Origin of the sequence: Alteromonas gracilis, assembly GCF_043642145.1 — a bacterium.
GTDB lineage: Bacteria > Pseudomonadota > Gammaproteobacteria > Enterobacterales > Alteromonadaceae > Alteromonas > Alteromonas gracilis_B.
The window spans coordinates 115,185-138,147 of sequence record NZ_JBHZRZ010000005.1 but is presented as its reverse complement, the minus strand read 5'-3'; the positions used below and the strand labels follow the sequence as shown (position 1 = coordinate 138,147).

Here is a 22,963-nt window from a genome sequence, read left to right as displayed (position 1 = left end):
TACCTTACTTTACGTCGAACATTTCACATTCGGATACATGGTAAGCCCATTCTCCGGTTGCAACATGCTCATCATTTAGCACTTTGACATTAGGCCATTCTCGACATTCGGAATCATGTGTCGGATTAACGTAACAGGTTGAACAGCAATCCTGCTGTTCGACACCTAAACCGTCAATTTGACCAACAAATTCTTCATCCTCTGTCTTCACAAGGACGATATCACCAACTTTCCGACGGATGCTCATCGTGTTTCCTATGGCCTTTAATCTTACGAACGAGGTTCACAATTTATGGATTTTGCTAGAGGCTTAAACAACGGCTCTAGTAACTCACCATCAATGGAACGATGTTCAACTTCAATTGTTTCAACCACTACATTGCACGTTTTATCAGCGACGAATACCGAAACACTGTAGGTAACATCATTAATGGCTTTTGAACTATCAGCATAAGAGTAAGCCTTACTTGCTACTTCAACTGCAAAGTCTTTCACAAACTCAGGAGCTTGGCTTTCAGCTAATGCAATCGCTGGCTGGCAGATAGCAAAAAGTCCTACTAGTTGTATTAGTTTCTTTCTCATTATATTTCCTATAGCGTTTTCAACAGTTTTACGTTGCCTTCTAACGTGATGAGTTCATGTTTACTTTCATAGGTGACAACTGGCTGTTCCAACTCAACTCTCTTTCTGTAATTCTCTGCGGCCAATAAATGAAAACCATTCATTCACCACATCAATTGCGTAAGCAAGCTCACCTTCTCTAATAATATTATCCACAATAGAAGGGTGATTATCGATATTCACTTCTTCACCGTCTAGCCAGTAAGATAGAGATGTGAAATTAAAGCTGTCTCCGTTTTTCTTGAAATGAACTTGCGCATTTTCTGCAAAAGGCACTTCGAGGGTTACGAATACCCCAACGTAATCACCACAAAATCCAGTGGTTGAACGCCTTAATAGCTCAATATAAAGATTATTTTTTGGATTCACTTCAGTTTTCATTTATTTACTACCAACGCTCATTATTAACTATTTCACCATCCAGAGTCTTTTGGGTCATAGTTTGTGTGACTTTGAAGCCTTTAATGGCTGTGTGGTGTGTATATTCTACAGAGCCAACCTTTAAGCCACTTTCATCAACAATGTCATAGTTATAAACATCTGTTTCTTGCAACGAACCTTTCATTCTATGGTCTATTAGCTTGAGGACTTCACCCTGTTTCAGGGTCAATTTATTTTTAATAATCTCTTCCATGGAATTTCCTACATTACCATTTTGAATTTTTGAGGGCGGCGATAGCATCTTTTTTGGTCAAGAATCCCCTAATTTCGCCACCAAATGCGATAACTCTGTCAAAGCTGCATCACCTGCTAGAGTGTCTAAACAGCAACCGTAAGTAACAATATACCGTTTGCCAAAATAAGTGACCCTATCAAGGTCATATGCGAACACCATATCTTCAATAGTTTTGTCGTAAACTTTACCAAGAAAAATAGCCATTCTTATTTCCCGTACTAAGACATAGCCTTTCGAGCTATTGTGTAAAGCAAAGAACGTTCTGATTCTGCACAGGATGAATGCGCAAAATCCTTCCAATCTGAGTCCTGAGCATTTTCAAAAGAAGGCCAATAGTTTCCTTTCGGCCCGTACGTAAGTTTCAGTGACCTACCACTGGCTTCAATTAATCCCCAGTTCTCAGGTAAATCATTAACCCCCAATAAACCAGCCGGAGCCAAGTAAAAGCGATAGGTACCAACCCCGCCAGTTTGTCTTTCCGGTTTCTTCATATCAGCAATAAAATCAGAACGACTGACTTTAACTTCAATCAAAGCAGAGCATTGTTGCCTGAACCCTATGCAATCGACTCTTTCACGACTGCCAGCGCCCCACACGTTCAGAGATGCAACACCAAATCCGTTTCTTTTTAGCCAAGATACGCCTTTACTACAGAGTTTTTCATGAAGTTCGCTTGGCACGTTGTTTCCTATTGGACGTTTCTAATCTTTTCAGCTTTAGTTTCAAGCTGCTTAGATAGCTTTTTACATTCTTCCATAAAAACTGCATATTCTTTTTCGGACATTTGATTTTCATCGTAATTGCTCCAATCAAAGCTTGCAGCGTATTGAGCAGCAGATTCAAGCGCGTTTGCTCTCGCATTTCTTCTTACGTCACCTAAAGCCATAACTGTTTCCTACCAGATTGATTCATTGGTTTTGCAATATTCGGGGGCGATATCTATTTTCCAAATAGCCCTGAGTACTTAGCCTTCATGGATGACGCTCTTGGCAATAAAGTAAAACGAGCTTTTTTGACAACCTATATCCTAAATAAGACAAAATAAAGAAGGGCGAACAGGCAAACAATATGACAATTAGGCTGGCTTCAGGATTATCTCTAACAACAAATATGCTCAAAGTAAGTGGAGATACGGTCGATATACATATAAACAATAAATGGAATAACTTCACTTTATTAACCATCGTTTTCCTACATCTTTAATTCTTTAGAAACGCTTACCGAAAAATCACTTTTGCAACAGCGAGCGCGAAGCGGCTTGTTGAAAGTAACCTCACCATTAAACCTTGCCAGCGAGTCTTCATTACAAACAGGGCATGTAAACCAAACAGCGTTATCAAAAATTTCGCCTGTATAATTATCTTTGAGTAAGTGCAGTTCGTAGCCGGTCACTTCTAACATCGTGTTTCCTATTGCCTTTAATCTTACGAACGAGGTTCACAATTTATGGATTTTGCTAGAGGCTTAAACAACGGCTCTAGTAACTCACCATCAATGGAACGATGTTCAACTTCAATTGTTTCAACCACTACATTGCACGTTTTATCAGCGACGAATACCGAAACACTGTAGGTAACATCATTAATGGCTTTTGAACTATCAGCATAAGAGTAAGCCTTACTTGCTACTTCAACTGCAAAGTCTTTCACAAACTCAGGAGCTTGGCTTTCAGCTAATGCAATCGCTGGCTGGCAGATAGCAAAAAGTCCTACTAGTTGTATTAGTTTCTTTCTCATTATTATTCCTACTTGATGTTTTCGTCGATAAGCAACTTGCGGCCTTGTGTTAGCCACGTTTTCGCTTGTTCATCGCGGTTATCTACAGCATAAACAAAATCAACGAGCGCAGTTTGTGCTTGGTTAATACTTGCATCACCACGTTTTACTGCCTCTAAAGTAAACTTAATAAACGCATCGAGGTTGGCATCATCTGACTTCGTTTCGAGAATTTTCATGAATGTTTCCCATACTTATATTATCGAAGTTTTAGAGCCACCATACTCACCAGAAAACGGCCTAATAGGATCTTCGCCCCACCAATCACCTTCCTTAATTTCATGGTCTGGACAGCCGCCTTTTCTCCTAACAGTTACTTCAGGTATGTGACCTTCGTAAATGCTCACTACTTTTTGTCGATGTTCTTTACGACAAAAACTATCTTCAGCTGAATGAATACAGTTACTGCAAGGCTCACCATAGTCATCAAACATCGCTGGTATATTTTGGTACTCAAGACTAGCCATGAATCAGTAGTTCCTATTGATACTTATTGAAGCCAAAATCTTCTTTGTCACCTAAGAATTCGCAATCATCTTCATCGACGATAATTGAACCTTTAAGTGGCCTTACATGCACAGTTGACTCGAATTTGTTTCGCTTAGTAACAACCATAAGGTCACCCTCTAGAAACGTTTCTCCCGCTCTGTTCCTAACCGTTTTATTAAGCCTAACAATCCTTTGTAAACAGTCTTTATTAAACTTAGGGAAGCTCATAAAATCACCTACACTAACTCTTGCTTAATTAGACATTTGGCTTTTTGACGTACACTAGTACGTGTTCCCTCGCGTTCTTTAGAGCGTTTAGGCACCTTATGCTCTTTAGGCGCATGAAAGTAATGATTACGTCCGTAAGTGTCAGTCGTATAAGGTTTCATCGTATTTTCTATTTCCAGATAGGGAACTTTTTATAATGTTCTAGTTGCTCACATGAGCTTACGTCCCTTGCCCTAAACAGAATATTTTGTGAAATAGCTAATTCCTTCAAGAGCATGATTTCAATTGAGTTCAGTTCAACTTCTGGCAAGTATATTGAGGCTATAGTTTTGTCAGCAAACGTATGCTTATCGTACTCATAAATCCGGTCTAAATAGCTCGCTACATTTGTAACATCGAAACGTTTTTCATCACATTCTTCTGCCGTGAAAAGGGATAATCCAGTATTCCCATCATTGGAACCAAACCAAACGAACGTTCCCAGATTTTCCATCGTGTTTTCCATCGTATTTCCCATCAGACGATAATTGAAGCAACTGATGTTCCAGTCATGGCTAAACACATCAAAAATACTATTAAAGAAATGCCGAAAATAACTTTGGCTTCCCATGACTTTTTCTCAACGTTTTGCTTTGTTCTCTGGTCTACTGGCTTAACCAATTCTCCGAAACGACTTACGTCTAAGTTGCATCTGGCAAATACCATTACTAAGTAACCTACAAGTACACCAGACAGTGGAGTAGATGGACTCGATATAGTATTCTCAACGGCTTCAGGGAAGATAATAGTCAGCACCAATAGCGGTAAGAAAAAAGCGGTTAGTGATATTACTAAAAGTACTGATGTTACTATTGATGGTTTTTTGATTGCTGTTTTCATTATAATTTTACCTTTAATATAGAGATTTTAAAAAGTTCGATTGGTATCGTATTTCCTATTTAACCGTTGGGTTAACAAATTGCCACTTAGTACCTACTTTTACTGCAACAGCTTCACCCGAAATCGTGTTTACATTTGAAACTATTTTCGCTGAGAAACCACGATAATCTTCAAAGCCTTCAACAGTTCTTGCAATGTAATTTTTTCCATCAATATTAATCATCGTATTTCCCATCACATACTTAATCGTCGTCATTCTCTAGGACAGGCTTTGCCTCAACAGCAAGTTGAACCATGCAACTCAACTCGTAACGCAAAACACCTAATTCATTCTCGGTTCTACCTTTAAGTATTTCTTCGGCAGCCTCTACACCTTTTTCAGAATAGGCTTCAGTTAGTTCTAACAAGAGTCTTCTCATAAGGTATGTTTCCCATATTGCTTATTAAGCTGTTTTGGCTTGTTGCCTGAGTGTCTTACTGAGATTTTTCGCTTCAGTTAGTAGCACTTCAGAATCAATGCTTGAATTATCGAACACTTCAGTTGTTTCTAAGTCTTCAATCCAAGCGGCTGCTTGTTCCAAAAGAAATTTTTTGGCTCGTGAATGTTCAGGCGAAGAGCACAAAGTGATTCATTCCTCGGTTGTTTTCGTTTTCTTTGGGTAGCGAAAAATACTAAAAACAAAAGCGATACCCATTAACAACATGTACCAATCCCTGCTTTTATAAAAAATGACAAAACAAAATATCGCTGCAAATAAGCACACAGCATTAACGACTATCTCCTGCAAACTCTTTTTGGTAAACATCAGTCTTTCACCATGTGACTGCATAACTCAGTCCATTCCCTGCTACTGACTAATTAGATAGCGAAGTCTCAATGTTACCAGTCCAAAGACCATGCATATCGCCCCATTCTTTAACTATTTTGTATCTAACCGTAGATACATTTGCATCAACACTTGGATTTCTAATATAAGTTGTTTCGCCGGGTTTGAGATGTACAACTCCGTAATATGCCAAGTCTTCTTTTAATACAATTCTGGTCCTATCAATAATCAAAACATGTATATCTGGGGAGAGTGTTAGTTCGTCTTCTCCTCGTGTTATCGTTAGGTTTCGGGTTAATACTGATTGCTCTTTATTACTAACATTTTTAACGTAAACCCTGACTTCACCTGTTGCTTTACTTGTATCTGTTAGCAGTGAAAGGTCGCTTGCTAACAAACTAAACGACATTAATCCTAATAAAAATGCGCACCCTCTCTTCATTCTATTTATTCCTCTATTGCTAACTGAGTTTCACGGCTTCAAGTCCTATCTTGCCTTCACCCATTTCTTCCGAAAAGGCTGCCATCATCGCGCTAGCTGCTTCAGGATCACCAGATATTGCAATAGTGGCAGAATTACATTCTGAGCAAATTCCTGTTAATGCCAAATCTATCCCATCTAGCCCTTTAGTGTTTAGCACTTCAAATGTAGAGTTAGGCGCTCGTCCACCGCATTCGTTACAGGTAATAAAATCAGGTAGCTTTAAAACTTTCTTTTTGCGGTTAATTTCGTGCTGTTTTGTTGCAAGTGTTTTTTTTGCTTGCTTTTGTTTTTGCGCCCTTTTTTGACTTTTACTCTTTTTCATATGGACATCCACATTCTCTATTAGCGCTTTGTATCATCCGTTATTTCCCATTAAGCCAATTCTGCTTGGCGTTGTATTTTTGAAGCCTGCTTTACAACTTCATCGACAAGTGCCGGTTCATCAATGCCAGAAACAACAGAAACGGCTGCTACAGTAACGTCACCTTCCAGGAACTCGCGAATACTTTCCTCATCGTATTCCTCAAGCATTTCATAGGCGGTAAAAAGCGCTTCAGCACTTCTGGTTAAAAGAGCACGTTTAGCAAAACTCAGGCGTTCTGACTTCATTTTTGTTTCCACATTAACCGATATTTTGATGCGGGTAAGCATCGTTAAAATGGTACTTGTTAACTGCGTGAGCAATAGACTCAGCTACATACATTGCATCACTAGCATCGCACTTATTCTCATCAAGCCAATCGTGAGTGAGAATGGCATTACCATTTCTCAAGTCGTCCATCGCTTTCTTTACCAACTTATCTTGCTTGTTTAGTGACATATGCTTACCCGTTTATTAACCACATTCGACTGGATTCTGGCTGGATTTGAACCAGCGACAGACCCCCTTATAGCCTTTATCGCGAAATCATAACCTCAGTGCTTGCAATCACTTCAGTAACGGCGTAGCGCTCTAACCAATCTGAGCTACAGAACCCATGCGAATATGAAGCAGCTTACGGCTGCAAATCGGCGGGACTTTCCACCCCTGCTTAACCACTCTTATATAGGTTTGGTCTCCGGCCCTGTCAGTCGTTTAACGTTTCACTCTGATGAACGGCGGTTTTAATAGTTTACACATTGTCCAAAACCTGCTGAAAACGCACACTTGTTCTTTAACTTAAAATCATTTTAGCACACTTTCTACGTGCTGCAAATTATTTTTTATCCAATCTTTATCAATCGCTCCCCACGATTTCACAGCGTAGCTCGCATTCTTGGTGCCACCTCGACTTTCAATAATAATATCGAGGTCAGCAAGCGCTTTAAGTGTGTCCTGTAGCGTTCTGCGGTGCATTTCAGTAACATCAAGCAACGCTGGTACGGTATTGGTGCCAGAGTCAATGAGATATGCGACGTAAAGCCTTCTGTAGTAGCTTGTTTTTGTTTTGCTGTAGCTAGTCATTTTTAGGCGGTCTTCCCCGTTTCTTCGGTTTGGGCATCATCTTTTGAGCCACCTTTCTAATATGGTTAAAATCTACATCTGTATAGTCACGCTGCGCCTCTTCGGTCTTATGGTGGAGCAGTGTTTGAATTATACGCGATGTGTCAGGGTTATTTTTTTTCTCCAATAATCTTTGTGCGAACCGAGCAAAACTATGACGGCCAGCGTGACTACTTGAATTTTGGTACCCATAATCCTTATAGAGTTTTGTCAGAAGGTTTTGAACAGCAGTAGCAACCTTGTACTCCTTACCTTTCGACACTTTTCTAGTGAGCGAAAACGGTTGCCACATACCTCGCCAGTTACTAAGAAATACATGCGACTCAGGATCTAAGCCCCTATATTCATCCGAACCCTGCTTTGCCAGCCCAATTCGATGTTTAACTCTCGCATCAAACCATTTCTCTAAATACTCTCTGTATTCACGCACGTTGGGGATATGGGCAATGGCAGGATAATTACCTTTCGTTCCCTCTTTTCTCAAACGAGTGACGAACATAAGGGAACCGTCAGGGTATAGAGCTTCATTTACTTTCCACTGGCTCACTTCAACAGCTCTGAAGCAACTAAAATAGGTAGTTAGCAACATGCATTGGTTACGCAATCCAATCAGCGGATCAACTCCCTCGTTATCTACACGTTCAACCATATCCAGAAACTCATCTGGCGTAAGGGTTTCTGGTTGTTTAACAGTTCGCAAAGAAGGAGGATTCCAGCGCCATTTAAAATCAATATTTTCGTTCGACATATTCACATAGGAAACCTTGTTTCCAACATCGTAGTATAAAATTATAGCGCCCGTCTACAGGCCGCTACAAATAAAGGGTAATGGGAAACGAGGCATTAGATTAATTCATCTTCAATGTGTATCACAAAAGTATCTTTACATCTATGCAGGGTTCGCTAAGATAAACGGCAATAATACTTTTGTGATACAGTCGGGTAGTGATGTTTCTTACGCATGGCATGAGTGAATCTGGCGAGTTGGTTAGTGTCGCTGACGTAGAATCAGGCCACACAAATCTACACTGTCCTTTTTGCTCTGAAAAACTTATCGCCAGGAAAGGTGCGATAAAAGAACACCACTTTGCCCATGCCGGTGAAACCTGCATGGAATCGAAATCGACAATTCAACAAACCGGCCTGCCGTTCTACGACATCGCAACTGGAATCGGTAAATCTGAAATCAAGCTGTTAGATAAATTTCAGCGATACGACAATGTATGGCTATCGCAAAAACAAACTGAAACAGCAATGTATTTAGCGCAAGGAGGATTACTTGAACCATCCCCCAATAAACCGGAAAAATACCAGCTAACGCGATTAGGGCGTGATTTTGTCAAGCACCATGACTCATTACTTCAGAAAAAAATAATATTGCCGGAGGCAACACTACAGGAACAACTATTTCCTGCGCGTTTAGCCATGTTGCAATATCATGATGAAATGAACGGCACACAAGCAGCAAGGTTCTATCAGTTGCGCCTTCAGGCACTTTTAAATCAGCACCTTTACGTACTAAAAATTCATTTGCAACAAGGCTCGACCTGTTTCCCGTTAATCAAAGTCGGTATTACTTCTCGATCAGAGTTAGCACTACGGATAAGTGAGATAAAGCGCGATTTACAGCAACATGGTGATGTTCTGTCCGTTGAGATAGCAGGCTTATACAGGCACTTTGGTAGCCTTGAAAGACTTATACATAAGCGGTTTCGCGCTAGTCAGTTTGTCATTGGTAGTCACACAGAATATTTTCACGCAATTGAAACTGCTCATGACCTAAGCTTGTTAAACCTTGAGGCGCTAGGCAAGCGAACAGTTGAAGGGGCTTATTGCCGTACTACCTATCGGGAACACGCGCACAAAGTAAGAGTTGGACAGCGGAAAGCAAAGCTATTGAATAACACTCATTTAGGAAGGCCAGCGAAAAACGCAGAGAATTTGCTTACTGACCACCCCGACATTGTGGAAGCCTTTCACGCTTCATTGTCATTACGCAAAGCCAGCACAAAAACAGGAAAGGCAATAAATACCGTTCGGAAGGTATACGCGGCCATGAAGGAAAGCGCCAACACTTAGTTTTACTAATGTTTTCTCAATTAGCGCCTTTGGGGCATGTAGGAAACGAAAGATTAGTTTTTATAATTGTTCTTGCAGTCATATGTTGCTAACGCTATCGTAGATATAGCGGTTGGCAACCGTGGCACTGTCGAGCCATAAAACGAACTATGTTTGCCGAAGAAGTTACAAATAACCTAAGATTTTTACACGTTCATTCATCATCTAAATGATGTTGTTTAATTGTTTCGTGTTCAGGTATCGACAGCAACGAACACTCAGGGAACATATTATGACAACTGATACAGCTACCAAAACTAAACCTACCCGCAGATTACTTAAAGTTGAGCGCTTAGAACCGTATCTTAAATTTCCTTCTGGACTATCGTTAAAACAAGCAAAACAGAATGCGAAAGCCCTCAAAAAAGAACAAAGCATCAGTCAATCTGAAGCGATGAAAATTATTTGTTGGGGCAATGGAATTATCGATGTTAGAGACTTTGCACAAGCCATTCCTAAACTAATCAAACATACATTTGGACTAGAACATGATCAGTTCGGCGTTTTTGGAATAGAAGACGTACTACAAGGCTTTTGGTACATGGATAATGAGGAAATCAGTGCCATTACTGTAAGCAGTGGCTGGCAGGGTAATACACCTGAGTTTCTTACTGAAAAACTAGCAAAACACCTACTTTCATTGAAAGAAGAAAAGTTAAAAGAGCAGCGTTTTTTAGTAGCCGTAAAAGATTGCATAAAAAGTATTGGGCACAAGTTCTATCACACACTTAACGATATTGCCCTAGAGGACGTAACTGACAAGCACCATATCAAAATTGATGTTGAGAAGTTGTTGTTCGGTGCAGGCGGCGGGAGCGGCCAAGCGGTCATGGAATATGTATTAGCGAGCTGTTACAACACATATGACACTGCTAGTTCGGTTATGCAAAAAGCGCTAGAAATAAAGTTCAATAATGACGGAGAAAAGAACTTTGATATCTCAGATGAATACGACCGTAAACGTTTAACAGACTACGTTAGTAGAAACAGAAATTTCGGTGCTATTTGCTCAACTTTGGATGCCCACAACAAAGACATCGTTAAACGTCTAATCGATAACTATCACGGCTGGTAACGATTAACTTACCTAATGGATGGCTTGAAAGTGATTTCGAGCCATATAGGAAACGAATTGCTAGCTCTTTTTTAGATTATATTGGGCAAAGACATCAGACTGAGCTTATGTTTTCAGGATAATTCTCAAATGCCTTTATGAAGATTTCATAGGAAGGTAGTAGTGGAATGATATTCGCCTTGAAAACTTGTGGTGATTTATTACCAAAATAGTCATGGATCAGGTCATTTCCAATTTGAATTATCTCTTTTGCCCTAAGTTTGGGGCACCCCAAATCCATTAGTTGTTTAACTTCAACAGCCATAAACTTCAGATTGGCATCCAACCTACTTGTAAAGTCTGATAAAGCTCTATTGTGCGGTTTAAATGCCTTCTCTATGTCAGCCCTTTCAGTCCAGTATCCATCTGATATAGCTTTGGAAAACAACTCTTCATTACAGAATATCTCATAAACACTATACTGTTTTGGTCTAGTAGTTCCCAATCGGTAAAACTCAACCAGACCTATTTTTGTATCAAGTATTTCTTTAAAAGTTGTAGATGAAAGAAGTATCTCTGAGTCACCTTCCTCAAAATTTTTTAAAATATGCTCCCAGTGATTCATATTGACTGAGGACACATGTACTTTTCGAGTAAGCTCCAACTCTTCAACTACTTTGCTTAACTCTACTCTTTGGAGTGCAAGTGAACCAACTAGTAAAACGATGGTCAGAAACGACAAGATGGGATTAAGTACACCACCAAAGAAATCACCAAACTGAGCGAACTTTTCTTGGTCATTTATGAAGTCTGGAAATGTTAAGCCATAAACTAACATAACCGCTATCACTGATATTCCAGCAACAGCAACTACCACACCAAGTAGTGTATAAAAAACAGGATATTTTTTGTCTGCCTTTGATTCCATTCAATACCATTCCGACGACTTACGTGATTTTTAAATCCTACACTTTCAAGTATTAGTAAGTCTATATAAGAATAAACGATAGATTTTCTAATTCCCTCTAGAACCTTGCTAAAAGAGATATAGGAAACGTCCAAGCAATAAAAAAGCCCCACAAGGAGGCTTTAGATAGATGCTTGTTGCACTGCCACATGATCCGCAGGAAATGGGTTCTTATCCAATTCCGACTTGCTTAATGTAGCAGTTACCGGTTTGTACTTCGGAAAACTAGTGCCGTTACGAGCATTGTAATTGCTGATGCCAGCGTTAAACGCCAGCAACTCCATATCATCGTGATAGTCGATGACTGGGATGCTTTTACAGCCATTCTCCGCAAACAAGTAGCCTTGTGCTGCTACTTCATCAATATTACACATACACAAGCCCCTATTCTGAAATGCTGATATCAAGGCCAATGCATTTATCCAAGCCTCTACGCTTAAACTCTACACCGACTTTGTTCACAAGCTCTTTAGACCCAATCTGATGAATCAAGTGTTTGTGCCGACTATAAACAAAACCTTTAGGAGTTATATTTCGTCGAAACATAAAAGAGGCCAATCCAACGGCTTTCCAGGTTTTCACAAATTGCTCTTCACTCAGATCTTCAAGCTGTTTGAACGCTCGCGCCGCATTGTCAAACAACCATGTAATAGAAGGTTTTTTCGTTACCTCTATCCATCGGACATCGGGTACTACAGGTTCGTCAAAAAACGCCAATTGCGCAGTCATATGTGGTTTCCTATTAAAAATACAATTATTAATAACGTCCACTTTAACGCATTTTGAGATAGCGCAACCGAATAAAACTCGCAGTTTCGTAGAGCGCTGAAAGAGGTTTCATCTCGTGAGATATCTGTATTCTGCCAACGATGGGCTTTCCACTTTTAGACCATTCCCTTGCTGCCCCATATTTGTTGACTTTTCAACTAATTTTGTAAAACATTCAACTACAAGGGAATTTGGCTAACTTGGTAATTTGAAATTGGGAAAGTACAGACCTGTAAATCGACTCATTAGAGATAAAAAGAAAGGCGAAGGAAAAGCCGAGGTACCAACCAAAAAACGCTTTAAACAGATCTTATGGATGGCTTCTCGTGGTGACTTAGGGAAACGTAACCTTGCAATAATATGGACGTTATTTGGCTCAGGCTTGAGAATAAATGAAGTAGCAAAACTAAGAGTCAGAGATTTGCTTCGAGAAACAAATGAGCTTCGCACCACGTTTATTATTCCCGCTTCTTATACAAAAACAAATAAATCTCGCGCGGCCTACATACTAGCTAAACCACATATCAATGCCATCGAGGAGTGGTTAAGGGAAATGCTAGACCAGAATATTTGTGTATTAGAAAATGATGAATTTAGAGGGTTAAATCCTGATTGGCCAATATTTGCAATAACAAAGAAGGGCAAGTCTTGGCGTAAAATGGCTTTTCGTGACAAGAAATACAAAGATGCTAATGGAAATGTAAGAACAACGAAAGTGTGTAGTTCCATGCAAACTCTTGTATCAGAGATATTTAAAAATAGTGGTTTGCCAAGCGGAACTCATGCAGGGCGACGAACGCTTGCGACTTGGTTAGATCAGAAAGGAGTAGAGCTTGAAACGATACAGCGTATATTGGGCCACAGCGACCCAGACATGACGCTAGCATTTGAATACATAGACCCGAATTTTGAACGTATTAATGATGCGTTTCAGCAATCATTTAAAAATATTACTTGAGATAAATAGTGACAGAAGGAACTGAACCTTGTCGGTATTATTGTTCAGACACCCGAAATTTCCAATCCTAATTGGTTGCGCTATCTCAAAATGCGGTAAAGTAGCCTCAATTAATCACAATAGGAATAAAATGAACAAACTTATATTTTTGGTTGCGATGTCCTCAGCAGCGCTGACTTCAATGCAACTTCAAGCATCTGAGCAAAAAATATTAACCGAGGATACCGCAAAGAAGCTGTTAGAAAATTCTTATTGCAACGGTTCATTCAAACCTACTGTCTATTTTTCTGAAAGACCAAAAAAGCATAGTTATGTATTGAATGAAGATGGAAGCATGGTTTTTAGTTCAGGGAATCTTAAAGAGTGCTCAACTGGTGAACAAGAGTATGGCTCGTTCTGTGTAGAAGTTTTATGTACTAAGCCTCTAAAAGAGACTGAGGAATAAACATGATTAACTACAAAACACTAAAATTTATTGCAATTAGTGGGTTAGAGATTGCTTCCCTAACATTCTTAGGGCTTTTAATTATCATCGGCACATCGATTTTCATGCTTAGACTATCAACAGCCTTAGCTAATGAATTTGAGCTCTCAGAGTCACTTTCAATAACCTTTGTTTTTGGCTCCGCTTTAGCATCTGCCATCATTCATCAATATAGTAAAAAAGCTAGAATTCTTTCAGTTAAAAATGAAGATTTAAAGGCGGGGAATTAAATGAACTTGTCTGAATTCGAGGTGTTAGGGTTTAACTTAGGTGGGTTGTTTGTGGTGCTTCCCTTAATTGCTCTTCTCGCTGTCATATTTTGGCATATTTCTTTGCTATCACACAAAAGCGGAACCGAGGATTAAACACATATGCCAGTCATTAAGAAGATAATGCTTTCACTGTCACTTGTCATGTCTCTGTCAGCATTAGGAGCAGATGATTTTATGAGAATGAATATATATGTCGCTTTCGCTGGAGCAAGCTTTTTTCTTGGCCTTCCTGATAAGCAAGAGTCAAATTAGCACTGAAGGATATTGATGAATAAATACATGACAGATGAAATGAGTAAAACTATCAAAGGCAATTATTTTGGCTGGTTCTTAATAGTTTGCGGCTTTGGCTGTCTATTAGTTGAACCTTCATCTCATATTTTTGAAGAACTAATGCCATATGGTGTTTTCTTCAATTTTTCTATTGGCCTTCTAAGCTTCCCGTTCTACAAAAATCACTTCTCAAGCACTAAGTCAGGAACAGGGGAATGAAATGAAATACATTAAGTTTGCAATAGCGTTACCTTTAACATTCACTGGTTTGCTTTTTTGGATTAGTTTGCTTTTACCTGACACCGCACATTTAGCAGGTGCACTTTTCGCTTTAGTCGCTGCAATCTTCTCTGTTTCATATTCAATCAAGAACAAGATCTACTAACAGGGGAATCAACAATGAAAAGCATCAAAGAATTGATGTTTGTGTTCGCTTTGTCGCTTAGCGGCCAACAAGCATACGAATCATTTTACCTAGGCAATTCAGTTACTGTGGCCCATGGAGTTTCGAGAGTGATAATACTTGCCGCTTTATTGGGTACTTACCACGTCATCAGACGCTATTTTACGACCAAGGAATGAAGAAGTGGCTGAAAACAAGGGTTTAAAATTTACGATACGAATCGTTTGCGCCATAGCAAGTATCTACCTTGTTATTATGTTTTATGATAATCGGGATTGGTATGTTTTGATCATGGGAGTCGCATTCGGCATTAGCGCTGTTAGCCCATGGAAGAAGTCGAAAGCAACAGAATCCGGCACTAGTTGGGATAATCCAAGTAAGACAGTTGCCGGTAAATCTGTGGATGATAGATAACAGGGGAATGAATATGAACGAATGGATACTTCTATTGATGTTGACTAACACATCTCATGACAATGGCCCAACTATCATCGACGGCTTTCAATCTAAACAGTTGTGCGAAAATGCTGCAACTCAGGTTGCAGATGGATTTGATTCATTTATACATGAAAATCGAAACCTTGTAGTTAAACATAAATGTATAGAAATAAGAAAGGGCAATGAGGTTTCGCCACGTGGCACGTCTAGTATCAAGCCATCTCAACCGAAGGAGTGGTGACGATGGGTGGACAATTCAATAGACAATGGCCCAATGGCCGTAACCAATTTGATATCACTAAAGAAGATCTGCCGAAGCAGAGCCAAACGCCAAAGTATTTGAAATTTGAGATTGGGCTTTCAGGTACAGGTCTACCGACCGCAGAATGGAATATGAACGTCACTTCACAAACTGACATTCGCTCGGTGATTGGCGTGATAGTTAAAGGTATGTTTGATACTGATGATAACGATCAACTTTCAAGCCGGTATCTCAAGGTTCGTGGACAAAGCGGTTCAATTCAGTGGGCATCAAAGAAAATATCCAGTGATAGGCCAGATATTTTAACTTGTGACCTGCCAATACCGTTTAGTGAGGAATAAAATATGCTTAACATGCTTAAAGCAAGCCCAGAAGAGATTAAAGAGAAAGAATTGGCGATTAACGTTGTTCAGTCACTTTTGCATAATAAAGATGTACTGCCTACTTCATTAGGAGTGGCAAATGTAAAGACTGGCATAATGTTTATTGCTGTTGATTCTAGAATCGCTATGAGTGCAGCTGATACTGGTAGAAAGGTAGAGGCTGCTTACTTCAAAGGTAAGGATGCTTTCAAAAAGTTGATGAACGCATATGATGTACCTACATCCGTCATTGACAAAATTATGGCTAATGCCACCTAAAGGGTAACAGTGCAGAAAAAAATGAAAGAAAAATTTCAGTATATATTGCTTCCCCTGTGTATTGGTATTCCAACATTTTGGGCGATTGCGCAAGTAGAGCTATCAAGAGATATTGGCGATGAATCGGTGCAGTCTTTCTATTCAATGCTGGCCAGACCTAATAACCCCTTAAACCTCCCAAGCAATGTGCATTCAGAACTGGTGACAATGGTTGCAGATGGTTTTTCGTCTAACGACTATTATGATCTTAACGAAATCATTAGAACCGAATGTGGAAGCAAACCAAAGTCGTTTTTTGAAAAACAGATAATACGAACCACGTTAGGGATACTTCAGGTATTTAGCTTTAAGGCGATATCTGTGGACAGTTCGATTGCTTTATCTAATGGTCAAACCGTAGTTAACCAACTCGACGCAACACTGTGCGATGGAACGATAGGTCTAGAAGAGGAATAAACCAATGTCGAAAAAGACAAATAGGATCATTAAAATAGCACTATTTACCTTCAGTTCATAGGTGTTCTGGGTGCTACTTTACACGCGGTTCAACACTAACCATGGTGTGCTTACCCATAATGTTCTGAGCGGCCTTCTGCTTGTTCTACCTGTTCTGATACTCAATTACATAGGTAGCGGTATTTTTATGCAAACGATGCGGCAACAAAATCAACCAAGAGCTCTAATTAAATAAAGGAATTAATCAAATGCCATTTTATAAAACCGAAAATGAAAAAATCTCAGATGTCGTTATCGCAAATTCAACTAAAATCTGGTCTGCCAATAATGGCAAACTAATCCCTGCCACTGATTATGAAAGATCGATCCATAACGAAGGAAAGGTTGCTGCCATTGTCAGGTTATCTATTAATAAGGTCATGTCTGAAACTGGGGAATGAATATGCGATTATCCCATAAGCTAAAAAAAGCAAAGAAACAGTCAAAGTGGAGTCCTAGAAAGAGGCATTTCATTATGGATGAAGCTCACATGTTCTTCAGTAGTAAAGGTCAAGTGAAGGAGTTTGAGAGTATCCCTAGTGACTCAACAAATCGCTTTTATCAGGAGTTAACAAAGTTGCCGCGTGGAGAGCCTAAATCAATGGTTGGGCCTAATCCTTTGCTTCAAGAATTACTTCCATAACAACAAGGGAACTTAAGATGCTTTTAAGCGAGCACATAGAACAATTGAAGGAATTATTTAATAAAGAAGGTGATATGACAGTCGCGTGTATGACCTCTCCCTTCAACAACGGTGAATCTGAAGTTTTGGATGCCACATTAATCAATGTGATAAACGAAAAACCAAATAACGGTGAATGTAAAACCGATAAAATTCTAGCTATTGGATATAAATAGCTAACCGAGGATTAAATTTAATAATTTGCCTTGCTATATGGGAAGGAGTGAAACCCTAAATTTCGAGTTGTGGTACGTGGGTAATCAATAGGTGTACAATCAAAATATAACGCTAATTCACCCCAGAGGCAAAGGACAGATTTCTTTGTCTATTGAATTGTTAGGCTTGTCAAATGACAAGGGTAATTATGTAGTTCGCTGTAATCACAAAGAAACTCCTCGGAGAGGTCCCTTCGACTCTTACGATGACGCATTGTACTATTTTAGACGACAGGCCAGCGACTTAATTTCTAAAGGTTATTTTCTCCCTCTTTCACATAATTTGAGTGATATAGCGGACTACGTTATTAGTAAAAAACTAGATAGTTCAGAAAGCGAACATTGGAATACTATGGAAAGAATGCCTATCGATAGGTTGTTCTTCAATGAACACTATGTTCGCGAATTCTATGATGGACATCATGTCCTAATTAAGTTGAGTCCATCAGAGACTGAACCTTTTTCAATGTGGGACGGAAGGGGAACATACACACTTTCCGACACTCTACTTTCAAAGCTCTCAATATTGCACGCTTATGTTGATATCACTGGGTTGATTTTAAACACAACATTGATGCATAACGGTGATATTGTTATTAATGAAATATTTGATACTGCTGAACCTCTAAAAGTATCGGATCGAGCCAAACTTGAAGAAATGAGCGTGAAAGCCAAAAACGCTCCGTTAAGATTTCTACGGTTCGCATCGTACTTCACAAAACCTGAAGAATGGCACCAAAGGCCTAATAAAACTGCTTATGCTTCCTTCAAAAAAAATGCTGTATTTACAGATTCAGCACTTCGTTACTATTTCCCATCTGGCAATTCATACCGGGTATTAGTCAAGTCTCTTTATGAGGTGCATGCAGTGAGTGAAAAGCATTTCGATGAACTTGTACTTTGTCTTTCGAAGACACCGCGTATTTCGCATCTCGAAATCGGCGAAAGCTTTGTCGCTGATGGACGTCGGATATACACGCAACCCATGTTTGATAATCTACGTATTTTCTCACCTTAACTGCGAAGCTCAATTTTGATGCAGTGTTAAAGTATCAGCATTATTAGTACAAGGTACATTTTGTGAATATATCAAACTCTTACACTATCAACGACATTCATTGGTTGCCAGCTGAGCACATGCTTCATTTAGGGCTTGTTAAGCGTACTATTAATGATACAGAAGTATTGTCCAAATATGACATCAAACGTGAAATAGATGATCAGGCGAGTCTTGTCTTTAAGTTAATGGACAATATGGGCATGATTACGAACGCTATCGTTCCTGACTTTATTTTTATAGATAAACGAAGAACACCATCTATTGCGCTTTGTGTCTTCTTACTCCCCGATGAGCGCTGGGGCGTAGAACATAAAGAAATTACAGCAAAGCTTAAGATAATTGACCAATATGACGTTAATTTTTTATTGCTAAAACAGAGGGCCAATTATTCTGAAGGTAGAATGGATGCGATTATACGGGATTTGAAAGATATACTTGGTATGAAGGAAGAGAAACGGACAACCGAACAAGAGGGAGGCTAGTTAGCCAGCCTCAAGTTCGATTTCCACAGCTTCCGTGTCAGGGATACTGACGCAAGGAAGAAACTCATCATCCTCCAGAAACGCTAATGGTTCCCTCAAATATCGTATTTTCCCCGCTTTTAACGTGCATTTACATACACCGCAATGACCACCTCGACAATGACTCTCAGGTGCAGAACGTTTGTCCTCCATCGTCTTGAGTATCACTTGTGGTTTCTTGCGTACTTCATCTAGCGTAATTCTGATAGTGTGACTCATGATAAGCCTCCAGCTTCAACGAATTTTTCGTGTTCTGCTTTAGCTTCATCATAAGTGACTGAGCGAGTCATCATATCTAGCAGATGGTCTGGACCAAATGCTTTCAATTCGTCTTCCCAGTCAACGCCTTTTCCTGTTATAGGTAAGGACGGTAACACTACTTGAGCTTCAACACCTTTACGGCGAAACTTACGCGCTAATTTGAAAGCCTTATCTTGGCCAGCAAAACCAGCGTCTTTATCACCCCAGATGACAACAAATTTAAGGTTCTTTTCTACCATTCTATCAACATCTTGGTTAGCCAAGATAGTATCCGAGTAGCAGGCCATAGTACTTATACCTGTTGCATTTAGAACAGCCATTCCGGTTTCAACACCCTCAGTGAAACTTCCTACAAAACCACCCATCGGTGCTTCAGTAATGCCGTCCTTTTCAAAAAGTCGAATGTTTCCACGAGACATATCACGCGGTGGGCTCATGACCTTTTTAGGGTCAATAAACTCGCCTTTTTCGACTTTCGATTCTTGCTTTAACTTGCTCACTGAGCCATCAGCGTTAACTTGAAGAAATATACGGTGTAAGGTAATACCTTGCCCGTCCACATCGACAAATTTGCAAACTAATGCTGGGTGTTTTCCTGCAAATACTGGCTTCTTTTTCTGATTGTCATATTCATAATATGCTAATTCAGGATGAAACAGTAAAGTGTCAGGAATAACGTTGTAATCAAGACCCGTGCGAGTTTTGAAATACATCTTAACAATGTCCGACTCAGAAGCAGGAACACAGTCTTTCAGTACTTTTTGTATCGAATTACAACGTTTTTTCGCTTCCTTTTCGTCTAATTTAAACGTTCGGTTGCGAATGGCTTTAACCTGTTTAGGGTTAAAGTCGACGTTAGAACCACCACACATCGCAATAAGACGTTTAGCGGCTTCACCTTTGTTGATACCTTCAATTTCAGATACAACCTGCAAAATGCTGATTGCGCCTCTATCATTGTGGTAACCAAGACCAGAATCTTCCCAGCCACGCTGGAGTCGAAACTTTGTATTTCCTTTTCCAGTAATAGGACAAGGTGTTTGAGCTGGATAACGTTTTGCAGCATCAGCAAGTAGGTTATACCTGCTTGCAACTACATCCCATTTCCCCGAACATACTTGAACCATATGGTCAAATACATTGTAGTATGGATCATTGGTATTCATCTTAAATTCCTTCAATTTGTAAACAGTTTGATTGACAGCGGGTAGAGCAAAATACCCGCTAAGCAGGCACTTTGAACTACCAGCCATCACTGATTTAGAAAAAGCTCAACTCATCGAAATGAATCAAGTCGTGGAAGGCACCGAGCCACTGAAAACAGCAACAGCAGACCTCACAAGGAATTTGTTGTTAATAAGCTCACAAAGAGCAAAACCAACGATCTCACCACCAATAGTTATTGGAAGTTTTTTTAACATGTTACGTCCTCCTACAGACTTTTAATCTCGTGCTAAAGATCGATATAAAATCAAACCCAATAGCGCACAAAGAAGACGTAACTATCCCTACAGGGAAGAAAGTCTTCCCTATTGGGGACGGCATCAATAAATTGATTATCACTTGCCGAGAAGCGGTTTTAAGGTGAACTCCTATACTACTTAAGAAGATATACCTCTTAAGGCTGACGTTGATGCAAGCATCGTGCGACAGCAACACACAGAAACTCTCGCGCAAAGGAATTGCAAAGACCTAAAAGGTCCAAACAAAAAAGCTAACGAGAGTAGTTGTGTTTCGTTTAGGTGATTTAAGACACCTGACCTTAGTATTCTTCAAAGATAACTAACGTCAAGTTCCTTGGCTTGCTTCTGCAAAGCAAGTGAGGCGGGATAACTTTATATTATCACCGCCTACATATTATTCAACTATTTTGAAGGGGCAGCTCGCTTAAATTTAATACACTCATGTGTAAGCTCACCGATAAAGCATGACGCTTTCTCTTTATGATAGGAAAGGCGTAGGTTCTTTTCAGCTCTTGTCATTCCGACGTATAGAAGACGCCTTTCCTCTTCAAGTGTCGCCTCGTTGATATTTTCACCGGGGATTGTTGAGTCATTGACTCCCATTATCCACACATTTGGCCACTCAAGACCTTTACTTGAATGCAGGGTAGACAACTCAACTTCAACCTCTTTCTTCTCACTGTCATCCTTGTTGTTAAGAAGATATGCAGTCTTGTCAACAGCACCCGTCCATCCACCTTTATTCGCCCAGCGAGTAAACATTTTGAAAAACGCCTCAAACATTTTACCGCCTTTATCTGCCGTGACACCTTTGGCTCTAAAAATCACGTTTTTAAGTTCTCTGCAACGCCTATCTATTTCACTAGGGTTGGTCGTGTCAAACTTCAGGTCAGGCCATAGACGTGACAAATTCATTAGCTCAGCCGAACAATCTAGAAACTCAGATTGTGCGATATGCGCCAAGCTCTGCTTTTTAGTGACTAGTGTATTAACGATGATGTCCATACTGTCTTCAGGCTCTTCCATGAACATCAATGTATCGATGATATTGTGCTTATTCTTATCGTACTTTATCGATGCCATCATGGTCATTAACGCGTTCACATCTTTGTTTTCAAAGATGCTTTTTTCGCCTAATCGACGATAGCTGAACCCATGTTCCTGTAAGGCTGTTTGCACGGCGTCTAATTGTATTTGATTGCGTGAAAGTACGGCCCACTGCTTTTTTTGAGAGGGTATGTGCTTAATAATCGTTTCGACCTCATGTTCAAGGTCATTGGTCTCATAAACATAAACGCTGCCACCTTCACCAGCACCTGACTTCATGGTTTTTGCAACACGATATACATTGTTTTCAACAAGCCCTTTTGCTGACATGAGGACTTCCTCAGCACATCGGTAGCAGGTATCAAGCACAAATGCTTTTATCTTGAACTCATCGAGAAACTTAACCATTCCCGTGTAGCCCATCGACCCGCGAAAACTATAAATCGACTGGTCATCATCGCCAACTGTCATAACAATCACGCCTGCGCGACCATGTAATAGCAAAAATTCCACCTGCACTTCATCTGAATCCTGAAACTCATCAACAATCATATGCGTGCAGTTCATGGGCTTCATTTCATTATTTTGTAGCTTTATAACAACTTCACGAGATAAGGCGTTCAAGTCGGTCTTATTGTATTTTCTGCAAAGGTTTTGATATTTACAAAACACCTCTGCATGTAGCGCAGGTACTGCCCCCATATCAGGGTCAAGCTGACGGCCTAATAAATCAATAGACTGCACTACATCCATATAATCAGCTAAAAGTGCTGCATCAACGGACTTAATAGCCATCCGAATAATATTGTCCTGATCAGCTCCCATGATAATTTTTTTATACCCACCAGCGGCTTTATACATCGAGATAAACAAGGAGTGGAAGGTACTTACTCTGACTCGTTTTTGTTGCTCAGCAGTAAGTTTCATTTCTACTCGTTCTCGCATTTCACCAGCCCCAGCTCTGGTAAATGTTACCATGACGGCATAATTTGCTTTTGGTTCTAGTAAGTTCTTCACTAGCTCCATAGACGTATGTGTTTTACCGCTTCCGGGTAACGCACACGTCAATGCATACGTTTTAGCATCCGCTACTATTTGCTGTTTAGGATTGAGACTCAT

General features: G+C 39.8%; 44 protein-coding genes and 1 tRNA gene. 16 read left to right on the top strand and 29 right to left on the bottom strand.

Annotated features, from left to right (window positions below; genetic code table 11):
- Positions 1 to 4 precede the first annotated feature (4 nt).
- The 23 genes from ACHUFN_RS12265 to ACHUFN_RS12155 all read right to left on the bottom strand — a co-directional run bounded on the left by ACHUFN_RS12265 (position 5) and on the right by ACHUFN_RS12155 (position 8,210).
- Positions 5 to 247, bottom strand: coding sequence for a hypothetical protein (locus ACHUFN_RS12265; RefSeq protein ID WP_394222683.1), 243 nt, complete (start codon positions 245 to 247; stop codon positions 5 to 7).
- Positions 248 to 270: 23 nt separating this feature from the next.
- The gene (locus ACHUFN_RS12260) at positions 271 to 582 is read right to left on the bottom strand and encodes a hypothetical protein (protein WP_394222677.1); all 312 of its coding nucleotides are present in this window, start codon (positions 580 to 582) and stop codon (positions 271 to 273) included.
- Between the two features lie 93 nt (positions 583 to 675).
- Entirely contained in the window at positions 676 to 1,002 is a 327-nt protein-coding gene (locus ACHUFN_RS12255) for a hypothetical protein (protein WP_394222682.1), read from the bottom strand.
- 7 nt (positions 1,003 to 1,009) lie between these two features.
- Positions 1,010 to 1,255, bottom strand: a complete 246-nt coding sequence (locus ACHUFN_RS12250) for a hypothetical protein (RefSeq protein ID WP_394222681.1) — start codon at positions 1,253 to 1,255, stop codon at positions 1,010 to 1,012.
- 57 nt (positions 1,256 to 1,312) lie between these two features.
- On the bottom strand, positions 1,313 to 1,501 hold the full coding sequence (locus tag ACHUFN_RS12245; RefSeq protein ID WP_394222680.1) for a hypothetical protein: 189 nt from the start codon (positions 1,499 to 1,501) through the stop codon (positions 1,313 to 1,315).
- 14 nt (positions 1,502 to 1,515) lie between these two features.
- Positions 1,516 to 1,977 (bottom strand): hypothetical protein, encoded by a 462-nt coding sequence (locus ACHUFN_RS12240; RefSeq protein ID WP_394222679.1) that lies wholly within the window; start codon positions 1,975 to 1,977, stop codon positions 1,516 to 1,518.
- A gap of 8 nt (positions 1,978 to 1,985) precedes the next feature.
- A complete protein-coding gene (locus ACHUFN_RS12235; protein ID WP_282764656.1) occupies positions 1,986 to 2,183 on the bottom strand; it encodes a hypothetical protein in 198 nt (65 codons plus the stop codon).
- A gap of 305 nt (positions 2,184 to 2,488) precedes the next feature.
- Positions 2,489 to 2,698 (bottom strand): hypothetical protein, encoded by a 210-nt coding sequence (locus ACHUFN_RS12230; protein ID WP_394222678.1) that lies wholly within the window; start codon positions 2,696 to 2,698, stop codon positions 2,489 to 2,491.
- A gap of 23 nt (positions 2,699 to 2,721) precedes the next feature.
- Positions 2,722 to 3,033 carry a hypothetical protein gene (locus ACHUFN_RS12225; RefSeq protein WP_394222677.1) on the bottom strand — a complete coding sequence of 104 codons (312 nt, stop codon included), beginning with the start codon at positions 3,031 to 3,033 and terminating at the stop codon, positions 2,722 to 2,724.
- 8 nt (positions 3,034 to 3,041) lie between these two features.
- A complete protein-coding gene (locus ACHUFN_RS12220) occupies positions 3,042 to 3,251 on the bottom strand; it encodes a hypothetical protein (RefSeq protein WP_394222676.1) in 210 nt (69 codons plus the stop codon).
- Positions 3,252 to 3,266: 15 nt separating this feature from the next.
- Positions 3,267 to 3,539 (bottom strand): hypothetical protein, encoded by a 273-nt coding sequence (locus ACHUFN_RS12215; protein WP_394222675.1) that lies wholly within the window; start codon positions 3,537 to 3,539, stop codon positions 3,267 to 3,269.
- A gap of 13 nt (positions 3,540 to 3,552) precedes the next feature.
- Positions 3,553 to 3,789 carry a hypothetical protein gene (locus tag ACHUFN_RS12210; protein ID WP_394222674.1) on the bottom strand — a complete coding sequence of 79 codons (237 nt, stop codon included), beginning with the start codon at positions 3,787 to 3,789 and terminating at the stop codon, positions 3,553 to 3,555.
- A 169-nt stretch (positions 3,790 to 3,958) separates the two neighbouring features.
- A complete protein-coding gene (locus ACHUFN_RS12205) occupies positions 3,959 to 4,294 on the bottom strand; it encodes a hypothetical protein (RefSeq protein ID WP_394222673.1) in 336 nt (111 codons plus the stop codon).
- Between the two features lie 11 nt (positions 4,295 to 4,305).
- Positions 4,306 to 4,668: a hypothetical protein gene (locus tag ACHUFN_RS12200; protein WP_394222672.1), complete on the bottom strand. Its 363-nt coding sequence runs from the start codon at positions 4,666 to 4,668 to the stop codon at positions 4,306 to 4,308.
- A 55-nt stretch (positions 4,669 to 4,723) separates the two neighbouring features.
- Positions 4,724 to 4,891 carry a hypothetical protein gene (locus tag ACHUFN_RS12195; RefSeq protein WP_394222671.1) on the bottom strand — a complete coding sequence of 56 codons (168 nt, stop codon included), beginning with the start codon at positions 4,889 to 4,891 and terminating at the stop codon, positions 4,724 to 4,726.
- Between the two features lie 19 nt (positions 4,892 to 4,910).
- Positions 4,911 to 5,087 (bottom strand): hypothetical protein, encoded by a 177-nt coding sequence (locus ACHUFN_RS12190; RefSeq protein ID WP_394222669.1) that lies wholly within the window; start codon positions 5,085 to 5,087, stop codon positions 4,911 to 4,913.
- A gap of 436 nt (positions 5,088 to 5,523) precedes the next feature.
- A complete protein-coding gene (locus tag ACHUFN_RS12185) occupies positions 5,524 to 5,937 on the bottom strand; it encodes a hypothetical protein (protein WP_394222668.1) in 414 nt (137 codons plus the stop codon).
- A gap of 19 nt (positions 5,938 to 5,956) precedes the next feature.
- On the bottom strand, positions 5,957 to 6,301 hold the full coding sequence (locus tag ACHUFN_RS12180; protein ID WP_394222667.1) for a hypothetical protein: 345 nt from the start codon (positions 6,299 to 6,301) through the stop codon (positions 5,957 to 5,959).
- A 50-nt stretch (positions 6,302 to 6,351) separates the two neighbouring features.
- The gene (locus ACHUFN_RS12175) at positions 6,352 to 6,588 is read right to left on the bottom strand and encodes a hypothetical protein (RefSeq protein ID WP_394222666.1); all 237 of its coding nucleotides are present in this window, start codon (positions 6,586 to 6,588) and stop codon (positions 6,352 to 6,354) included.
- 13 nt (positions 6,589 to 6,601) lie between these two features.
- On the bottom strand, positions 6,602 to 6,799 hold the full coding sequence (locus ACHUFN_RS12170) for a hypothetical protein (RefSeq protein WP_394222665.1): 198 nt from the start codon (positions 6,797 to 6,799) through the stop codon (positions 6,602 to 6,604).
- Between the two features lie 31 nt (positions 6,800 to 6,830).
- Positions 6,831 to 6,955, bottom strand: a tRNA-OTHER gene (locus ACHUFN_RS12165).
- 189 nt (positions 6,956 to 7,144) lie between these two features.
- A complete protein-coding gene (locus ACHUFN_RS12160; RefSeq protein ID WP_394222664.1) occupies positions 7,145 to 7,423 on the bottom strand; it encodes a helix-turn-helix domain-containing protein in 279 nt (92 codons plus the stop codon).
- The gene (locus ACHUFN_RS12155; RefSeq protein WP_394222797.1) at positions 7,416 to 8,210 is read right to left on the bottom strand and encodes a tyrosine-type recombinase/integrase; all 795 of its coding nucleotides are present in this window, start codon (positions 8,208 to 8,210) and stop codon (positions 7,416 to 7,418) included. The genes ACHUFN_RS12160 and ACHUFN_RS12155 overlap by 8 nt, the downstream gene beginning before the upstream one ends.
- Before the next feature lie 200 nt (positions 8,211 to 8,410).
- Here ACHUFN_RS12155 and ACHUFN_RS12150 point away from each other — a divergent pair, with 200 nt between their 5' ends.
- A complete protein-coding gene (locus ACHUFN_RS12150) occupies positions 8,411 to 9,541 on the top strand; it encodes a competence protein CoiA family protein (protein ID WP_394222796.1) in 1,131 nt (376 codons plus the stop codon).
- A 271-nt stretch (positions 9,542 to 9,812) separates the two neighbouring features.
- Complete coding sequence (locus ACHUFN_RS12145; RefSeq protein ID WP_394222663.1) at positions 9,813 to 10,655, top strand: hypothetical protein; 843 nt, start codon at positions 9,813 to 9,815, stop codon at positions 10,653 to 10,655.
- 94 nt (positions 10,656 to 10,749) lie between these two features.
- On the opposite strand, the gene ACHUFN_RS12140 is transcribed toward ACHUFN_RS12145, so the two are convergent.
- The 3 genes from ACHUFN_RS12140 to ACHUFN_RS12130 all read right to left on the bottom strand — a co-directional run bounded on the left by ACHUFN_RS12140 (position 10,750) and on the right by ACHUFN_RS12130 (position 12,330).
- The gene (locus ACHUFN_RS12140; protein WP_394222662.1) at positions 10,750 to 11,562 is read right to left on the bottom strand and encodes a hypothetical protein; all 813 of its coding nucleotides are present in this window, start codon (positions 11,560 to 11,562) and stop codon (positions 10,750 to 10,752) included.
- Positions 11,563 to 11,723: 161 nt separating this feature from the next.
- A complete protein-coding gene (locus tag ACHUFN_RS12135) occupies positions 11,724 to 11,975 on the bottom strand; it encodes a hypothetical protein (protein ID WP_394222661.1) in 252 nt (83 codons plus the stop codon).
- Between the two features lie 10 nt (positions 11,976 to 11,985).
- A complete protein-coding gene (locus tag ACHUFN_RS12130; protein WP_394222660.1) occupies positions 11,986 to 12,330 on the bottom strand; it encodes a hypothetical protein in 345 nt (114 codons plus the stop codon).
- 253 nt (positions 12,331 to 12,583) lie between these two features.
- On the opposite strand from ACHUFN_RS12130, the gene ACHUFN_RS12125 reads away from it, so the two are divergent.
- From ACHUFN_RS12125 to ACHUFN_RS12060, 14 genes are all read left to right on the top strand, one after another.
- Positions 12,584 to 13,327 (top strand): tyrosine-type recombinase/integrase, encoded by a 744-nt coding sequence (locus ACHUFN_RS12125; RefSeq protein WP_394222659.1) that lies wholly within the window; start codon positions 12,584 to 12,586, stop codon positions 13,325 to 13,327.
- A gap of 130 nt (positions 13,328 to 13,457) precedes the next feature.
- Positions 13,458 to 13,772 carry a hypothetical protein gene (locus ACHUFN_RS12120; protein ID WP_394222658.1) on the top strand — a complete coding sequence of 105 codons (315 nt, stop codon included), beginning with the start codon at positions 13,458 to 13,460 and terminating at the stop codon, positions 13,770 to 13,772.
- 2 nt (positions 13,773 to 13,774) lie between these two features.
- Entirely contained in the window at positions 13,775 to 14,041 is a 267-nt protein-coding gene (locus ACHUFN_RS12115) for a hypothetical protein (protein WP_394222657.1), read from the top strand.
- A 321-nt stretch (positions 14,042 to 14,362) separates the two neighbouring features.
- Positions 14,363 to 14,575 (top strand): hypothetical protein, encoded by a 213-nt coding sequence (locus ACHUFN_RS12110; RefSeq protein WP_394222656.1) that lies wholly within the window; start codon positions 14,363 to 14,365, stop codon positions 14,573 to 14,575.
- Between the two features lie 180 nt (positions 14,576 to 14,755).
- On the top strand, positions 14,756 to 14,938 hold the full coding sequence (locus ACHUFN_RS12105) for a hypothetical protein (protein ID WP_394222655.1): 183 nt from the start codon (positions 14,756 to 14,758) through the stop codon (positions 14,936 to 14,938).
- A gap of 4 nt (positions 14,939 to 14,942) precedes the next feature.
- Positions 14,943 to 15,173, top strand: coding sequence for a hypothetical protein (locus ACHUFN_RS12100; RefSeq protein ID WP_394222654.1), 231 nt, complete (start codon positions 14,943 to 14,945; stop codon positions 15,171 to 15,173).
- A 13-nt stretch (positions 15,174 to 15,186) separates the two neighbouring features.
- Positions 15,187 to 15,438, top strand: a complete 252-nt coding sequence (locus tag ACHUFN_RS12095) for a hypothetical protein (RefSeq protein WP_394222653.1) — start codon at positions 15,187 to 15,189, stop codon at positions 15,436 to 15,438.
- 2 nt (positions 15,439 to 15,440) lie between these two features.
- The gene (locus ACHUFN_RS12090) at positions 15,441 to 15,800 is read left to right on the top strand and encodes a hypothetical protein (protein ID WP_394222652.1); all 360 of its coding nucleotides are present in this window, start codon (positions 15,441 to 15,443) and stop codon (positions 15,798 to 15,800) included.
- A 3-nt stretch (positions 15,801 to 15,803) separates the two neighbouring features.
- Positions 15,804 to 16,100, top strand: coding sequence for a hypothetical protein (locus tag ACHUFN_RS12085; RefSeq protein ID WP_394222651.1), 297 nt, complete (start codon positions 15,804 to 15,806; stop codon positions 16,098 to 16,100).
- 21 nt (positions 16,101 to 16,121) lie between these two features.
- A complete protein-coding gene (locus ACHUFN_RS12080) occupies positions 16,122 to 16,556 on the top strand; it encodes a hypothetical protein (RefSeq protein WP_394222650.1) in 435 nt (144 codons plus the stop codon).
- A gap of 248 nt (positions 16,557 to 16,804) precedes the next feature.
- Positions 16,805 to 16,996 (top strand): hypothetical protein, encoded by a 192-nt coding sequence (locus ACHUFN_RS12075; RefSeq protein WP_394222649.1) that lies wholly within the window; start codon positions 16,805 to 16,807, stop codon positions 16,994 to 16,996.
- Between the two features lie 316 nt (positions 16,997 to 17,312).
- The gene (locus tag ACHUFN_RS12070) at positions 17,313 to 17,453 is read left to right on the top strand and encodes a hypothetical protein (protein WP_394222648.1); all 141 of its coding nucleotides are present in this window, start codon (positions 17,313 to 17,315) and stop codon (positions 17,451 to 17,453) included.
- Positions 17,454 to 17,598: 145 nt separating this feature from the next.
- Positions 17,599 to 18,510, top strand: a complete 912-nt coding sequence (locus ACHUFN_RS12065; protein WP_394222647.1) for a hypothetical protein — start codon at positions 17,599 to 17,601, stop codon at positions 18,508 to 18,510.
- A 62-nt stretch (positions 18,511 to 18,572) separates the two neighbouring features.
- Positions 18,573 to 19,034: a hypothetical protein gene (locus ACHUFN_RS12060; protein WP_394222646.1), complete on the top strand. Its 462-nt coding sequence runs from the start codon at positions 18,573 to 18,575 to the stop codon at positions 19,032 to 19,034.
- On the opposite strand, the gene ACHUFN_RS12055 is transcribed toward ACHUFN_RS12060, so the two are convergent.
- The 3 genes from ACHUFN_RS12055 to ACHUFN_RS12045 form a co-directional block, all read right to left on the bottom strand.
- The gene (locus ACHUFN_RS12055) at positions 19,035 to 19,292 is read right to left on the bottom strand and encodes a 2Fe-2S iron-sulfur cluster-binding protein (protein ID WP_394222645.1); all 258 of its coding nucleotides are present in this window, start codon (positions 19,290 to 19,292) and stop codon (positions 19,035 to 19,037) included.
- The gene (locus tag ACHUFN_RS12050) at positions 19,289 to 20,500 is read right to left on the bottom strand and encodes a DUF7146 domain-containing protein (protein ID WP_394222644.1); all 1,212 of its coding nucleotides are present in this window, start codon (positions 20,498 to 20,500) and stop codon (positions 19,289 to 19,291) included. Before ACHUFN_RS12050 ends, ACHUFN_RS12055 begins: the two co-directional genes overlap by 4 nt.
- Before the next feature lie 699 nt (positions 20,501 to 21,199).
- Entirely contained in the window at positions 21,200 to 22,963 is a 1,764-nt protein-coding gene (locus ACHUFN_RS12045) for an ATP-dependent helicase (RefSeq protein ID WP_394222643.1), read from the bottom strand.